This is a genomic window from Rothia sp. HMSC064D08, assembly GCF_001809525.1.
Lineage (GTDB): Bacteria > Actinomycetota > Actinomycetes > Actinomycetales > Micrococcaceae > Rothia > Rothia dentocariosa.
Map to the genome: position 1 here is coordinate 559903 of NZ_KV797895.1, position 14548 is coordinate 574450.

General features: G+C 52.3%; 15 protein-coding genes. 8 read left to right on the forward strand and 7 right to left on the reverse strand.

Annotated elements, in window-relative coordinates; genetic code table 11:
- Positions 1-59 precede the first annotated feature (59 nt).
- On the reverse strand, positions 60-1055 hold the full coding sequence (locus HMPREF2625_RS04720; protein ID WP_070522292.1) for an LLM class flavin-dependent oxidoreductase: 996 nt from the start codon (positions 1053-1055) through the stop codon (positions 60-62).
- Between the two features lie 241 nt (positions 1056-1296).
- Between HMPREF2625_RS04720 and HMPREF2625_RS04725 the strand changes: the two genes are divergently transcribed.
- The 6 genes from HMPREF2625_RS04725 (at position 1297) to HMPREF2625_RS04750 (ending at position 7678) form a co-directional block, all read left to right on the forward strand.
- Positions 1297-3228, forward strand: coding sequence for an ATP-dependent nuclease (locus tag HMPREF2625_RS04725; RefSeq protein ID WP_070522296.1), 1932 nt, complete (start codon positions 1297-1299; stop codon positions 3226-3228).
- Entirely contained in the window at positions 3225-4922 is a 1698-nt protein-coding gene (locus tag HMPREF2625_RS04730; protein WP_070522303.1) for a UvrD-helicase domain-containing protein, read from the forward strand. Before HMPREF2625_RS04725 ends, HMPREF2625_RS04730 begins: the two co-directional genes overlap by 4 nt.
- Positions 4923-5053: 131 nt before the next feature.
- Positions 5054-5509 (forward strand): MaoC family dehydratase N-terminal domain-containing protein, encoded by a 456-nt coding sequence (locus HMPREF2625_RS04735; RefSeq protein ID WP_070522306.1) that lies wholly within the window; start codon positions 5054-5056, stop codon positions 5507-5509.
- Positions 5509-5970, forward strand: coding sequence for a MaoC family dehydratase (locus HMPREF2625_RS04740; RefSeq protein ID WP_070522309.1), 462 nt, complete (start codon positions 5509-5511; stop codon positions 5968-5970). Before HMPREF2625_RS04735 ends, HMPREF2625_RS04740 begins: the two co-directional genes overlap by 1 nt.
- Before the next feature lie 139 nt (positions 5971-6109).
- On the forward strand, positions 6110-7219 hold the full coding sequence (locus HMPREF2625_RS04745) for a UDP-N-acetylmuramate dehydrogenase (RefSeq protein WP_070522312.1): 1110 nt from the start codon (positions 6110-6112) through the stop codon (positions 7217-7219).
- Between the two features lie 189 nt (positions 7220-7408).
- On the forward strand, positions 7409-7678 hold the full coding sequence (locus tag HMPREF2625_RS04750) for a type II toxin-antitoxin system Phd/YefM family antitoxin (RefSeq protein ID WP_070522315.1): 270 nt from the start codon (positions 7409-7411) through the stop codon (positions 7676-7678).
- A 65-nt stretch (positions 7679-7743) separates the two neighbouring features.
- On the opposite strand, the gene HMPREF2625_RS04755 is transcribed toward HMPREF2625_RS04750, so the two are convergent.
- Positions 7744-8280 carry a DUF1697 domain-containing protein gene (locus HMPREF2625_RS04755; RefSeq protein WP_070522318.1) on the reverse strand — a complete coding sequence of 179 codons (537 nt, stop codon included), beginning with the start codon at positions 8278-8280 and terminating at the stop codon, positions 7744-7746.
- Positions 8281-8283: 3 nt separating this feature from the next.
- Positions 8284-8721 (reverse strand): MarR family winged helix-turn-helix transcriptional regulator, encoded by a 438-nt coding sequence (locus tag HMPREF2625_RS04760; RefSeq protein ID WP_070522320.1) that lies wholly within the window; start codon positions 8719-8721, stop codon positions 8284-8286.
- Between the two features lie 70 nt (positions 8722-8791).
- Between HMPREF2625_RS04760 and HMPREF2625_RS04765 the strand changes: the two genes are divergently transcribed.
- Positions 8792-9298, forward strand: coding sequence for a DUF1453 family protein (locus HMPREF2625_RS04765; protein ID WP_070522323.1), 507 nt, complete (start codon positions 8792-8794; stop codon positions 9296-9298).
- A gap of 23 nt (positions 9299-9321) precedes the next feature.
- On the opposite strand, the gene HMPREF2625_RS04770 is transcribed toward HMPREF2625_RS04765, so the two are convergent.
- The 4 genes from HMPREF2625_RS04770 to HMPREF2625_RS04780 form a co-directional block, all read right to left on the reverse strand.
- The gene (locus HMPREF2625_RS04770; protein WP_070522326.1) at positions 9322-11049 is read right to left on the reverse strand and encodes a hypothetical protein; all 1728 of its coding nucleotides are present in this window, start codon (positions 11047-11049) and stop codon (positions 9322-9324) included.
- A gap of 304 nt (positions 11050-11353) precedes the next feature.
- Entirely contained in the window at positions 11354-12682 is a 1329-nt protein-coding gene (locus HMPREF2625_RS04775) for an MFS transporter (protein WP_070522329.1), read from the reverse strand.
- A gap of 260 nt (positions 12683-12942) precedes the next feature.
- Positions 12943-13068: a hypothetical protein gene (locus HMPREF2625_RS11130; RefSeq protein ID WP_256387828.1), complete on the reverse strand. Its 126-nt coding sequence runs from the start codon at positions 13066-13068 to the stop codon at positions 12943-12945.
- Between the two features lie 40 nt (positions 13069-13108).
- Entirely contained in the window at positions 13109-13921 is an 813-nt protein-coding gene (locus HMPREF2625_RS04780) for a hypothetical protein (protein WP_070522332.1), read from the reverse strand.
- Between the two features lie 278 nt (positions 13922-14199).
- On the opposite strand from HMPREF2625_RS04780, the gene HMPREF2625_RS04785 reads away from it, so the two are divergent.
- Positions 14200-14544, forward strand: a complete 345-nt coding sequence (locus tag HMPREF2625_RS04785) for a PGPGW domain-containing protein (RefSeq protein WP_048754332.1) — start codon at positions 14200-14202, stop codon at positions 14542-14544.
- Positions 14545-14548: the final 4 nt, after the last annotated feature.

The window sequence follows — 14548 nt, forward strand, 5'->3', positions numbered from 1 at the left end:
AGACATGCCAGAAGTATGTGGTAAATCGCTCAGAAGAGGTGAGATAAATCCTCGTTAGTCTAATTGGTTTTCTGGAAAATCGGCAGCTCCGAAAGCAATTCGTAGCTTCGAATGCGGTCTTCAAACTCCCACGGCGTGCTCGTGATAATCACTTCGTCTGCACCGGTGCGGGCAACCAAATCTTCGAGCTTGCTCTGAACCGTCTGCGGGGAACCGACCACCGCCTCCTGAAGCATTGAGGAGATATGCCGTTTCTCGGCAGGACTCCACAGCTTTTCCATATCGTCGACTGGCGGAGAGAACTGCGGACGCCCGCGAATAATACCCAAGGCGTGCTGTTGCGCAGTCGTGAAAAGATGCTGCGCCTGCTCATCTGTTTCGGCAACCAGCGACCCTGCACCCACAATAACGTAGGGTTTATCCAGGGTTTGCGACGGGGTGAAGTTATTGCGGTAGACGTTGAGCGCATCCTGCAGGGCAGCCGGGGCGAAGTGCGAAGCAAACGAGAACGGTAGACCCAGCTTAGCCGCCAAAGAGGCTCCGAAAGTTGATGACCCCAGAATATAGAGCGGAACATTGGACCCTTGCCCGGGGATAGCGTGCACGCGGCGCATGGGGGAGGGCTCACCCAGATAGCGCTGAATCTCTTCTACCTCGGCGGGGAAATTAATGGCCGCAGAATTATCGCGACGAAGCGCCTGCGCGGTCATGGGGTCGGTACCGGGCGCACGACCCAAACCCAGATCGATGCGCCCGGGGTGGAATGCCTCTAAGGTGCCAAACTGTTCTGCCACTACATAGGGGGCGTGGTTGGGGAGCATAATGCCGCCCGAACCCACCCGGATGCGCTTGGTCGCGGCGGCGATCTCTGCCATCACCACGACCGTCGCCGAAGACAGTAGCGAACCCGCGTTATGATGCTCGGCAACCCAGAAACGGTTGAACCCAAAACGCTCAGCCGTCTGCGCCGCCTGAACTGTCTTGCGCATGGTCTGCGTGTGAGAATCATCGGGGCGCGTGGGCATAAGATCGAGAACCGAGAATGGGATAGACATGATGGCTCCTTTCAGAACGAGAAAAAGTACCCTTTTAGGCTACGCTCCCTATACTCATGGATACCTTCATGTTCGCGGTAAGCGGCGGTTCTTTATAAGGGCAAACCGCGCGTGAACGATGTAGGAGAGCAGAGACAAATAAGTGACCACCTTGTTGGCGTGTCATCTTTTTAGAATATAGATTTCTGCTTAAATGTTTTATAGGGTAATACTATAAAAAATAGTCAGTAGAAAGAAAACAATGAAGCTCTCGGCTCTACGTATCAATAATTTTCAGTCCTTTGGCCCTAACACGGTAACAATCCAGCTCGAAGACGACATAACCTATGTGCTTGGCCCAAACGGGGCAGGGAAGACAGCTGTGCTTCAGGCTTTATCAAGGCTGTTTAGCCCTATACAGTCGCAACGTGCGATTCAGGTTTCGGACTTTCATCGACCCCAAGCCACAATGGGACTAGGAGAACAAGAGTGGTTTAACAAAGAGCCTGAGCTCTGGATTGAGGCTGAATTTATAGCCTCAGAACCAACCAGCCAGCCGGACCCTTCGACACCGCCATTCTTCGTCCAAATGCGTTTGCAGGAAAAAGAATGTGATGGTCCACCGAAGATGAGAGTGCGACTCACAGCCAAGCTTGCTAGTGACGGTGTTGTTGACGAGAAAATAGAGTACGTAATACGTGAAAACGAGGATGGTACCTGTGAGGGTTATATTATGCCACGCAGCGATCGTAATAAAATTGCTGTTTACTATCTTCCTGCAAGACGTAACCCTAACGAACAGATTACATATACTGCTTCATCCCTGCTGGGCAGAGCACTGCGTGCAGCGAACTGGCAGATACAAAGAGAAGAGCTGAGCGAGAAGTTTGCGGAGATCACTCAGGCAGTAGCAAAAAATAATGTTATTACATCACTGAGTGAGGACCTTAAAATAAATTGGAAGCAGCTGCATAAGGGTAATTTCTTTACTGATCCAGCACTAAATTTCGGTAGCGGTGAGCTTGATAGTATTCTGCGCCAAATAACGATATCTTTCAGTCCATCTCATACAGAAGTTGCCCTACCTGTAGAGAATCTAAGCGATGGCCAGAAGTCTTTACTTTATTTCTCGATTATTCTCGCGTGGATATCGCTAACACAGAAAGTTGTCACTGAGGGAGTAGAAGATGTCGACCCTACGCTCCTCAACCCACCAGTACATACCATTATTGCAGTTGAAGAACCAGAGAACAGCCTCGCGCCGCACTACTTGGGTCGTATTACTAAGCAGTTGCGGGAAACAAGTACATCTGGTCAGGTTCAATCCGTCATTGCCACGCACACCCCAACATTACTTAAGCGAGTTGAACCGACAGCCATCCGGTTTTTACGTCTTGACGGTGATCGGCGAACAAGTGTTCGTTGTATTACCCTCCCAGAAAAAGGTGATGAGGCAGCTAAGTACGTTAACGAAGCTGTCAAGGCCTACCCTGAGCTTTACTTTTCCCGCTTGGTTATTCTTGGCGAAGGAGATAGTGAGATGCTGGTGTTACCTCGTGTGCTTGCAGCTTCAGGTATTGCAGAAGATGATATATCGGTATCAGTAGTTCCTCTTGGCGGTCGTCATGTGAACCACTTCTGGAGGCTACTCAATAACCTTGAGATACCCCACGTCACATTACTTGACCTCGACTATGGGCGACATCAAGGTGGATACGAGCGACTTATATATGTGATTAATCAATTATCTTCTATAGGAAAGATTGAAAAGGGAGAATATGATAAAGATCAGTATGAGGGGCATATATGTTTTGGGGATATGGTGCCAGAATCTACACTTGAAGAATTTGAAGCACAAGGTGTATTCTTCTCAGAGCCAATTGACCTCGATATGATGATGATTAAGGCATACCCAGATTCTTATAATATTAAGGAGAATGAGCGCGTAGATCCAGACAATAATATTATAAAAAGCGTCCTGGGTAAAAGCGTTGAAAATACCTCGCTCCTTCCCAATGATATATGCCAACTCTTCGATGCATATCGTAAACGATTTAAAAGTAATAGTAAACCTGCTACGCACCTTGATGCACTAGCTCGAATGGATGATAAGGAATTATTAGATAATCTGCCAGAACCTCTCAAACACTTGGTGGACGTAGTGGAAAATAAATTGGAAGTGATTCCGGAATGAATAATCAAGCTGTCTGGACACCAATTGACGGTCTCACTCTCGAACCAAATGCGTCCAAGGCTGTCACTGCATTAAAGAATATGGTTGTTAGCGCCGGGCCAGGTGCAGGTAAAACTGAACTGCTTGCTCAGCGTGCTGATTTTCTCTTTCGTACTGGTCACTGTCGCTATCCTCAGAGAATCTTGGCAATTTCTTTTAAAACTGATTCTGCCCGGAATCTCAGCAAACGTGTCCGCAAACGCTCTGGAGATCAGTACGCTGAACGATTTGACAGTATGACTTTTGACGCGTTTGCCAAGATGATAGTTGATAACTATCGTGTTGCATTATCTGATGAGTATCAGCTGAATGAGGATTATGAGATAGACACAGATGTAAAAGATGATGACTTCCAGCATGATCGGACAAATTTTCATCAGTTGATAAAACGGGCATGTCAAATACTTGATCAAAATCCATATGCTCTATACGGTCTTCGGCAAACTTACAGTTATGTTTTCATGGATGAATTTCAAGATACTACTAAATTGCAATATGACATGGTTAAACGCATATTCCAAGGTAGTAATAGTATTATGACCGCTGTCGGTGATACTAAACAAACAATTATGGAATGGGCCGGTGCCTTACCTGGCATTATGGAAAAATATAAAACTGACTTCGATGCTGATGTAGCTCAGCTATATCAAAACTTTCGGTCGTTGCCACGACTTCGGAGAGCACAGCGTAATGTTATAAGCGTACTCAACCCGACCATTGCTTCTTCAGCAGATGCGATTAGCGGTGATGGCGGCGTTATTCAGGTTTGCCCATATACTTCTGATATTGAAGAAGCTGAAGACCTCACGAATAAGATCCAACGTTGGCTCGAAGATGGAACTAATCCGAATGAAATCGCTATCCTAGTCCGCCAGCAGCCTAACTACGTTGCACAGCCTATAATGCACGCTTTACAAGAGAAAGGTATAGCGTATTGCAACGAGGCTAAATTACAGGATCTATTGGTTGAGCCTGCAGCTGCGGTCATATTTAACTTTCTCCGAGTTGTTATCAAAGGTGCTGACCCCGAGGCATACATTGCGCTAAAACAGTTTGCTGAACTCGCCTCCGTTACTGAGCTTACAGCACAACGGCTCGATAGGCAGTTAATAGAACTTATTTCTCAGGCAACTCAGAAAGTACATTCCTCAGGTTTTAAAAACTCTGATCATGATGCATGGAAGATGCTACTCAACGGACTATGGAAAATTTTCCCAGATGCACTATTTCGGTCGCTATCTAGGGGCTATCACCAAGGGACACGCCTTCAAGAGGTTAAACAGCAGGCCTATCAATTATTTTTTGATGAGCTTATGGTCGATGATGACCCAGTTCAAGCACTCCGCAGATTGTCTGGTGAAGACGCCATTCGCATCCTTACCATCCATAAAAGCAAGGGACTAGAGTTTGAGAAGGTCATTGTGCTTGGGGTAGAGGAACAACTTTTCTGGCCAAATTCAAGAGACTATGTTGATAACACTAGTATCTCAAGGGAATTACTTCATGTATTCTTTGTTGCGATCTCACGAGCAAAACATGAGCTAGTCCTAACATCAGCATCGACGCGCTGTACACCGGAGGGGTTCTCTGGAAGACGCTGGGATGTCAACCGTCAGGAGCATAAAGGTCTCATCCGTCTTGTGCGAGACATATAATTCAACACTTCAGTACATTAATGAGCGCTTTCAAGAAAGGGTAGTCGCATAGATACTAGGATCATGAAGATAACTTATGTGTTCACCGAGCTTGAGACCCGGACTAGCACCAACCCGATAGACTGGTGGGTATGAGTATTAATCCTGACATTGTGGGGCGCGTGTACCCTGCTGAGGGCACCTACGCCGTTGGCCGCGAGAAGATCCGGGAATTTGCCCGCGCCGTACACGCCGAAAACCCTCTGCATCATGACGTTGAGGCGGCACGCGCCGCAGGCTACGCAGACCTGATCGCCCCGCCCACCTTCGCTATCATCCTGTCCCAAGCAGCCGATGCCGCCCTGATCGGCGATAAATCTGCGGGCATCGATTTCTCTCGCGTGGTGCACGCCGACCAGCGCTTTACGCATCACCGCCCCATCGTGGCGGGGGACGAACTGCGCACCGAAGTTCATGTGGAGTCCGTGCGAGTGATGGGTGCGGGCGCCATGCTCACCACCCGCGAGGAAATTACCGATGCTGACGGTAAACCCGTCACCACCTGTATCTCATCCCTGCTGGTACGCGCCGACGAGGAGGGCGAATAATGTCCGTAAACTTTGCAGAACTCGAAAAGGGGCAGGAGATCGGCTCCCGAACCGTTGAGATTTCGCGTGCATCACTGGTGCGGTATGCGGGCGCATCCGGCGACTTCAACCCGATTCACTGGAACGAGCGTTTTGCCGAGTCCGTGGGGCTTTCCGGCGTGATCGCGCACGGTATGCTCACGATGGGCACCGCCGTGCAGCTGGTGAGCGACTGGGCGGGCGATCCGGGTGCAATCGTGGACTATCAGACTCGCTTTACTAAGCCTGTGCCGGTTGCGGATGCGCCCGGCGGCGACAACCCGGACACCCCCACGAATGCGCTGACTATTACCGGCAAGGTAGGCGCCGTGGATGAGGACGCGCGCACGGCTCGTATCGACCTCACCGTTACCGCCGATGATGGTGAGGGCAGTCAGCAGAAGGTTCTGATGAAGACTCAGGCCGTGGTGAAATTTACCTAGCCCGCGCGCTTACAATCGATACTCTATGTGACTGTGCCTTGAATTATGGCAGACCCGCTCCGACTACGGGGCGGGTTTTGCTATAAGGTTTAGTTGACCCTAACGGAATAAAACGTGACAGACCGGTATTCTTAAAGACATGACTGAAAAGCTGCTGAGTGAGATCACCACCGCCCAAGTTGGCGGCCCTGCCCGCACATACATCCGCGCCACGACTGAAGCCGAGATTGTCGAGGCCGTTTCCTCCGCCGACGCCGCCAACGAACCCGTGCTGATCGTGGGCGGCGGCTCAAACCTACTGGTTTCTGATGCCGGGTTTGACGGTACCGTTGTGCATATTGCATCCACCGGGGTTGAGGAGCTGCCCATTCCTGCGTGCGGTGGCGCGAATGTGCGCGTGCAGGCGGGTACTGTGTGGGATGATTTCGTGCAGCTGAGCATTGAAAAAGAATGGTCCGGCCCGGCGGCACTGTCGGGTATTCCCGGGACCGTGGGTGCAACCCCCGTGCAGAATGTGGGCGCCTACGGGGTGGAGGTTGGCGAGTTTATTGCCTCCGTGCGCACCTGGGACCGCGAGACGGGGAAGTTCAAGACCTTTGCGAATGCTGATCTGCGTTTCGGCTACCGCGATTCAATTCTGAAGCAAAATATGGTGAACGGTTCACCGCGCTATGTGGTGCTGACCGTGGATTTCCAGTTCACGCTCGGCAGCCTGTCTTCACCCATTAAGTATGGGGAACTGGCGAAGAGCCTGGGCGTGCAGGTGGGGGAGCGTGCCGAGTCCGCGCTGGTGCGGGATAAGGTGCTGGCGCTGCGTGCCTCCAAGGGGATGGTGCTGGATGCCTCCGACCGCGACACCTTCTCGACCGGTTCGTTCTTCACAAACCCGATTGTGCCGGTGTCTGCACTGGACTCTTTGCCCGAGGAAGCGCCACGTTTCCCGGTCGTAACGCGCACCGGAGTGTTCGGAACCGAGCAGCAGGAAAGTGAGGAGTACGTGAAGCTCTCCGCCGCCTGGCTGATTCAGCATGCCGGGTTCGAGAAAGGCTTCGGGCTCGAAGGCGATGCGCGCGAGATTGCGGGCGGTCGCGCCTCGCTCTCGACCAAGCACACGCTGGCGATTACAAACCGTGGGGATGCCACCGCTGAGGATATTTTCGCGATTGCCCGTGCGGTGCGCGCCGGTGTTGCCGAGAAATTCGGGGTTGAGCTGGTGCCCGAGCCGGTTGTGGTGAACGGGACGATTTAGGACTCTTTAGTCTCTTTATTCTCACGAGCAGATAGGATTTTGACGAAAAGATAGCGCTCAGTTATCTGCTCGTCGAAATCCTATCTGCTCGCGGTTTGTGGGGTCTGTAAGTTTAGGAGTTTTCTTGCCATTCTCAGGGGCGCATCCTATTCTTGCGGGTATATCGCTGTGTAAGGAGCTATTATCGTAATGACCGTGATGACCAATCAAGAGTTCAAGCAGAACGTCAGCCAAGCACAGAAAGCGGCGCACACCGAACCAGTCATTATTACCGACCAGGGCGAACCTGCATACGTGCTCATGACCTATACCGAGTATGAGAAAAACGTTCACCACAATAAACCGTTTATAAGCATTGCAGATGCGCTGTGCTCGAGCGATCCCAATGTGGCAGACATTGATCTGGAGCTGAAACCCCGTAGCCGTGCCCAACGCCGTCCTGCGGATTTTGAGGATTAGCCAGCAAAGTTAAACGGATCACCCACCCTATACGAAACTCAAACTGTGATGTAGGTGGGGCGGCGTTAATCCAGCAGGTCTAGTATCTTGTTGCAGGTTTTAGCATTGCGCAGGGTCAGCTGGTTCGCGAAGGCTTTCTTTGACATGAACTTGCCGTACTGAGCCTTCTTATAATCGGGCGTGTTGTAGTTGCCAAAGTAGACGGCGCAGGTCCCTACATGAAGCACCTCGTCGGGAACATCCAGCATTTCGAGCTCGGCGGCGAGCGCATCGCGATCAGCATCAGTGGTGAAAAACATGGCGTCCAGACGAGGCATATCCTCATTCCACCACTCGGGCAGGTTGTGCGCATCCTTGCGGTATTCGTCAGCGGTGAGAAGCGAGAATGGAATCTCAAAATCGTAATGCTCCGCCAGCAGCTCGGTAATCTCCTGCGCCACGGTGGTTTTATCCCGCGAACTCACAAATAGTAGGTTCCCCGAGTTGATATAGCTTGTGACGTTCTCGTATCCCAGTGCAGCCAGCCGCTTCTTCAGTTCGGGCATCGACACCTTACGCAGCTTCCCCAGGTTAACGCTCCTGAGCAAAAGAATGTACTGCATATGCTATGACTCGCTCCTTGAGTCTGCGCTGAGCAGGGTAAAAATGTGGTCGAGGTGTTGTGTGACATTCACTATCTGATGTTCCGACAGGCTCGGATAAAGTCGATGTATAGCTTGGCGAATGGCTTCATCGGGGTTTATAGACTTGATGTCTTGCAGTAGCTGAGGGCTTGCCTGGAGCGTCTTGCGGCGCTGATCTTGAGAGTCGGTACTGACCGTAACCGCGCCTTCTGCGACCATGGCATTAACCATTGTCGAAACACGGCTCTGTGCTAGGTGGGTGCGCTCTGCTACCTGGTTGATAGTCGTGTTGGGGTGCTGCACAATATCTTCAAATACCATCGCTTCACTCGGATGTACCGACATATGGGTAAGTGACCCAGCCGTGATAGTAATATCGCGCAGCATGCGTGCAAGTTGGTACAGTTCCCCCAGAGTCATGATTCCAGTATAAAAGGTTGAGGTTCAGGCATAAATATATCTGCTAAGATATATCTGTGGAGATATAATTATGACGCTGATAGATATTTTGGTTTCTTGTGCCCTAATGATGTTGGTGCTACGGCAAATTAGAGGGCGAAAACTCACAATTTTTAGCCTCATCTGGCCAATACTTCTCGTCGGATGGGCTGTTATTGAATATATGACGGGCTTCCCCTTGCACAACAACGGGTGGATACTCATCATTGGATGCATAACGATCGGGCTAATCCTCGGCGTGGCGTGCGGTATGACGACGGCAGTGTATACGCAGAACCGCCAGATATATGCGCGAGCAGGCGGCTGGGCTGTCGTTTTCTGGCTGGTCGGGATGAGCGGACGTCTTGTTTTTGGCTTATATGCAGAACACGGTGGGGCGGAACAGATTTATCGATTTTCTCTCGACTGCTCCATTCCCATAGACGCATGGGCCAGCGCCCTTATCATGATGGCTCTCTGCGAGGTTATGAGCCGCACCTTCGTACTAGCGTGGAAACTAATTCATGCACGCCGGGCTCTGCCTGCTGCCGCATCATGATGCTGCACTTAGCACATTTGACCTTACTCTTTCGTAGCAGTGGAAGCCTCGTAAAACCACGGCACCGCTGCATCGTCTTCATTCTCCTGTGAGGGTACGCCGGGGGCAACCGGAAGATGCGGAATCAGCAGATCCACCTCGTCGCGGCGCAGAATCTCGGTGTCGGTTACCGCGGGCACGAACCCGGGGACCCGATCCCAGCTCCAATAGTAGAACTTCTCGGGCGAACTCCAGGCGATCGTGCTGAACCCGCCGTCGGAATCCTCATCAAACTGATCTTTGACCCGCGCCTCATACAGGTACGGTGCCCTCTCACCGGTCGCCGGGTTTACCCCGTACCAGGTGCGTGTGATGAGCGCCCGCAGCATGGCTTCACCCGTATTGACGTGCACCGACGAGACCTGGCCGTAATCATCGTAGAGAACCTTGCCTTCGCCCGGGGCGAGTACGGGCGGCTCGGTTCCCAGAGAATCCACAATATGCCCCACCAAGGCTTCAATATAGGCGCCGCGCCCGGCAACCTCATCGCGAAGCTCCCAGGTCAGGCTCCCTTCAGCATCCAGGATCGCGATGGCGCAGGTCTCCCAGTCGGTGGCACGCCATTTCGTCAGATGCTCCGCGGAAAACACCAAATTGTTCTGCCAGCGGCGCATGCACAACGTAAAATCAGTGCCGAACCAAGGCCTTCTGCCGCCCACATTGGGCATGAGCTCGGCGTAGACTTGGCGGTCGCCCTTCATTGAATCCCAGTCGGGCTCGCATGCGTCCAGGTACATGCTGAACTCGCATGCGTTCAGGTACCTGCTGAAAGGGGTGTTCTGCCGACTCTCAATCAGGAATTCCCCGGACACAAGCCGCTGCCACGGGTACTGCGCATCGTGAATGGTCTTACCCTGCTGAACCGTCATGGGCCAGGGGGTAAAAGTAGCCCGATAAGCGGAGGCGGGCGCATACGTGCGTTTCGCCCGTCGGTAAGGTGCCGTCGGCAAGTAGGGGAGTATACGGCGTACGTACTTGGGAATATCCTCGCCCGTGTCCGGGGGATAGATGAGGGGATCGGTATGTTCGAATGTGTAGCGCGCATCTTCGGTTGGAACACTCCATGCCAGCCGCGCCGGAGGGTGGCAGTAGCTCAAAACCGTTGCCCGGTAGTCGGTGACCGTATCAAGATAAGACTGAGAAACATATCCTGTCACATACGCCAGTCGCACCACATCATCGCCCTGACGCATATGGTACGAGTGGTATTGCCTGTCTTCGTTTAGGTCAAAAAATTCCCCATCCCCAAGCTCCAGATGCTGTACGCTGAGGCCGCGGTACAGCGCCATGAAGACCGCCTCAATATAGACCGAACGCTGCGGGTCATCATCGTGCTGCTCCCAGTGAAAAGCGAAATTACGATCCACCCGGGCGCGCGCGTACGTGCGGTCAGAGGGCTCTTGCCAGGTCAGAAAAACGTGCGCCGTGAAGTAAAGATAATCCTCATCAGCTTCGAAACTGAACGTGATATTGCCTGAGAAATACGTGTTCCGATGCACCAGATCGCCCCTAAACAGATGCGGGTTTTCGGGATCGAAAGGGTAGGGGTTCAGCTCCGCCATCAGGTGAAATTCCGAACCAATATAGTGCAGCACCCCGGGCCCCAGATACTCAGCAGGATGCCTGCCTGCGACCGGTTCACCGTTCTCAAGCGGCGCGGGCGTATGGGCAATTGGCCAGGGAATATAGGTGACTGCGGGGGTTTCTGCCATGCCGCGCTCCTTGAGGTTGATGTATAGACCGTTCTATCTCACTTGAGATACGCACTGAGCCCCACCCTGTACACAATAATGAGGCGGCAACACGCGATGTTTAGCCATCATAACGTATCGGCACATGGAAATACGTCAACATAGTGTGTGCCTGCGGCGTGCCCCGCAGATTATGCACCCTCCCCTTGCCTTCTGTGACTCTATGAGCACCTGATAAACAAAGGAAAAAGCCGAGAAGGTGAGAGATTCCCACCTTCTCGGCACACTATGTTTCACATCATTCCTGTGTTGAAGGTTTTAGCCGCTAGAGCGATTTCCCGCGCTTTTCGGGCAGCGCGAAGGTTGTTATTGCCGCAAGAAGGAACGCCGCCGCGAAAACAGCGAACAGTACCCCGGTGCCGCCGAAAGAGATGAGTGGCGGAACGATAAGCGGCGCCAGAATTGATGCGATGCGCCCCAGCCCGGCCGCCGTGCCGGTGCCGGTGCCGCGCAGTCGGGTGGGGAATACTTCCGGGCTGATAGCGTAGAGCGCGCCCCATGCGCCCAGGTTGAAGAACGAGAGGAAGCACCCACTGAGGATAATGTAGAAATCCGAATGCGAGAGGCCGTAGCATACCGCTGCGCCCGCCGAGCCTGCTAAAAATACGGCGAGGGTGGCTCGGCGCCCCCACTTCTCAATCAGGTAGGCGGCCACCGCGTAGCCGGGCAGCTGCGCCAGGGTCATGATCAAGGTGAACGCGAAGGACTTCACCAGGCTGAACCCCTGTGCGCTCAGCAGTGAGGGTATCCAAATGAACGCCCCGTAATACGAGAGGTTAATACAGAACCATACGGTACACAGCGCCAGCGTGCGTTTACGCAGCGGAGCCGACCAGATGGAGGTTGCCTCCTGGGCGTCGTTGGCAGGAGTCTCAGGTGCATTGTCGCTGGCGGTTTCATCTGTGTGAGTTCGTGTGCTGAGGGCCGCGGAGCTCTCAAATTCGGCAACTACGCGTTCTGCCTCGTCAGTGCGCCCTTTCGACTCTAAGAACCGCACGGATTCGGGTGTTCCCCAGCGAATAATTAGCGAATACAGTGCCGGAATCACGCCGATGGCAAGCGCCCACCGCCAGCCGTTTGGGTTTGGCACAACAAAGGTGCCGATAAGCGCCGCAAGAATCCATCCGAGCGCCCAAAACGCCTCTAAAATAACGACCACGCGACCGCGAATAGCGCGCGGCGAGAACTCCGACATCAGCGTGGATGCGACCGGCAGCTCAGCCCCGAGCCCCAGCCCCACGATAAACCGGAAAACCATCAAAACGGCCAGTGAACCGGCGAGTGCGGATGCGCCCGTCGCCAAACCGTAGACGAGCAGCGTTGCGGCGAAAACGTAGCGTCGCCCAAAACGGTCGGCGAGAAGCCCGCCGACGGTAGCGCCCAACGCCATACCCAAAAAGCCGATGGAGCCTAACCAGCTTGTTTCGGTGGGGGAGAGCGCCCACTGTTTGGTGAGTGCCGCCATGATGAAGGAGATAAGCCCAACATCCATGGCGTCGAGCGCCCAGCCAATACCGGTGACGCCCAAGAGCTTGGTGTGTTTCTTGGTAAAGGGGAGAGTTTCTAGTCGTGCTGTCAGAGAGGTCTTTGCCATGAGGAGCCTAAGATAATGCGAAAGTATTGACGAGGAATAGGTACCTAAAGGGGAATTTTGTTCCCGTGTCTATAGTTTACATCAACATAAGGTATTAATGACCTAAACATGTCATATAAAGTCTTAAACCCTCTGAGAGTCCCGGGAAATATAGTGTTCGCCCGCAGGCATCACAGGACTGTCTAACCGCGAGAGCCTGGCGATACCCTCAAAACAGCACGAATATACGCCATGCGGTCGTGATTTGTATCGACAATATCTCACGCCAGCAGAGGAGCCTGGGGTGTATTGTCTGCATCTCGGGTGGCGGCAGGATGTGGTACCGCATCCTGCGAAACCTGACAGTGTGCCAGCACATCACGGCCCACGGGCAGGACATCACGCATCTAATACCGATTGGATATACGGGATAGAACCCGCAGTAACCTACGAGTGTCCCTGTGTATAGGCGGGCGCGGCCGGCAGATGCTCCAAGATGGCGCGCACATCGGCGGGGATCTTGGCGCCAATGACCGGATCAACAGTCAAAACGTTGTAGGCGTTGTGCCAATAGCGTGCATCTTCTAGAGGGACGCTCCAGATGAGGCGGGCGCTAGGGTAGACGGTACCGCGTATAACAGCGCTGTAATCGGTTTCTGTGAGAACTCGCACGGGGTCATTCGTGTGTGCCTTAACATCAATCGCGCGAAGAACACGATCGCCGCAGCATAGGTGAGCGGAGTCCAGAATATTCCTCTCATTTATAAACTCCATATACTCGCCCTCGGCAAGAATGGGGGGCATCTTGAACATGCTTGCGTGAATGGTGTTGATAACGGTTTCGATAAATTCCATGCGCAAGGGGTCGGAATCGCGCAGAGTCCAGCTTAGGTTCAAATCTTTGTCAACAATTGCTACAGCATATTGATGATCGCGATTTTGCCAAATAGTATCAGAGGATACTGCAAACTGTAATTCATCATGAAATGCTCGATAATAAAACTGTAAATCTTGTGCAATATAAATATTGCTAAAAATAAGATCAGCATAAAACTGGTATCCCGGGGGATATCCGGGTTTAAAAAGGGGAGGAACGATGTATAAATCAACGTAATTATCATCGCTCGTTTCAAGATGCAGCTTACCGGGATGCAAATATTCTGCCGGATGCGCACCCGGCTCTGGCTTTCCATCAATCAGGGGTCGGGCATGGGGAACTGGCCAGAGTGTAAATTCTGTTGTATAGGAAAGTTTTTCCATGATTCTCTCTGCGTGTGTAGAGGTGCATTTCCTTAATATGAGGTAAAAGGTCTAAAAATAGAAGACATTGCCATATTGTTATCAAATATTTATAAACCCTGTCCGCTATTAAGATGTTGTGATAACAATACTATAATCTTTTGGCGCCGCGATAGTGAGGGTGTCATAAAAGATATTTTTTACGATGTTAGGCTATCAGGGAGTTCCCAGGCGCGGGTGCTAGGCTGGTGCTGTATCGTGTACGCACAGGTGAGAGCCGCCCTGAGAAGAGGTGATGTGTGAAAACCTTAGAGGATGAAGTTACAGAGAGTGAAACCAGCAAGTTTCACCTGTGGCTAGAGAAAAAGAAAGCTCGGATGCACGCTCACCCGGTGCTGAAGCATCTCTACAAGCCTCTTGTGATTGCCGTAGGCGGCTTCTGTTTCATTGCCGGTCTGATTATGCTTGTCACGCCTGGCCCCGGCTGGCTGTTTATCTTTATCGGTTTGGGAATCTGGGGAACCGAGTTCGCGTGGGCGCATCGTCTGAATCAGCGACTCAAAAAGCTGGTGATTTCGCTCTGGCACCGCTACGTAGCCTGGCGTGAAAAACGAAAAGCCCAGAAGGCGGCGCGTAAAGCATAGCCTG

What these genes read in the sequence shown, in the direction of transcription:
- HMPREF2625_RS04740 (WP_070522309.1), top strand. Translation starts at nt 5,509, where the DNA reads ATGTCCGTAAACTTTGCAGAACTCGAAAAGGGGCAGGAGATCGGCTCC.
- HMPREF2625_RS04725 (WP_070522296.1), top strand. Translation starts at nt 1,297, where the DNA reads ATGAAGCTCTCGGCTCTACGTATCAATAATTTTCAGTCCTTTGGCCCT.
- HMPREF2625_RS04760 (WP_070522320.1), bottom strand. Translation starts at nt 8,721, where the DNA reads ATGACTCTGGGGGAACTGTACCAACTTGCACGCATGCTGCGCGATATT.
- HMPREF2625_RS11130 (WP_256387828.1), bottom strand. Translation starts at nt 13,068, where the DNA reads ATGCGTGATGTCCTGCCCGTGGGCCGTGATGTGCTGGCACACTGTCAG.
- HMPREF2625_RS04765 (WP_070522323.1), top strand. Translation starts at nt 8,792, where the DNA reads ATGACGCTGATAGATATTTTGGTTTCTTGTGCCCTAATGATGTTGGTG.
- HMPREF2625_RS04720 (WP_070522292.1), bottom strand. Translation starts at nt 1,055, where the DNA reads ATGTCTATCCCATTCTCGGTTCTCGATCTTATGCCCACGCGCCCCGAT.
- HMPREF2625_RS04775 (WP_070522329.1), bottom strand. Translation starts at nt 12,682, where the DNA reads ATGGCAAAGACCTCTCTGACAGCACGACTAGAAACTCTCCCCTTTACC.
- HMPREF2625_RS04770 (WP_070522326.1), bottom strand. Translation starts at nt 11,049, where the DNA reads ATGGCAGAAACCCCCGCAGTCACCTATATTCCCTGGCCAATTGCCCAT.
- HMPREF2625_RS04730 (WP_070522303.1), top strand. Translation starts at nt 3,225, where the DNA reads ATGAATAATCAAGCTGTCTGGACACCAATTGACGGTCTCACTCTCGAA.
- HMPREF2625_RS04735 (WP_070522306.1), top strand. Translation starts at nt 5,054, where the DNA reads ATGAGTATTAATCCTGACATTGTGGGGCGCGTGTACCCTGCTGAGGGC.
- HMPREF2625_RS04745 (WP_070522312.1), top strand. Translation starts at nt 6,110, where the DNA reads ATGACTGAAAAGCTGCTGAGTGAGATCACCACCGCCCAAGTTGGCGGC.
- HMPREF2625_RS04750 (WP_070522315.1), top strand. Translation starts at nt 7,409, where the DNA reads ATGACCGTGATGACCAATCAAGAGTTCAAGCAGAACGTCAGCCAAGCA.
- HMPREF2625_RS04780 (WP_070522332.1), bottom strand. Translation starts at nt 13,921, where the DNA reads ATGGAAAAACTTTCCTATACAACAGAATTTACACTCTGGCCAGTTCCC.
- HMPREF2625_RS04755 (WP_070522318.1), bottom strand. Translation starts at nt 8,280, where the DNA reads ATGCAGTACATTCTTTTGCTCAGGAGCGTTAACCTGGGGAAGCTGCGT.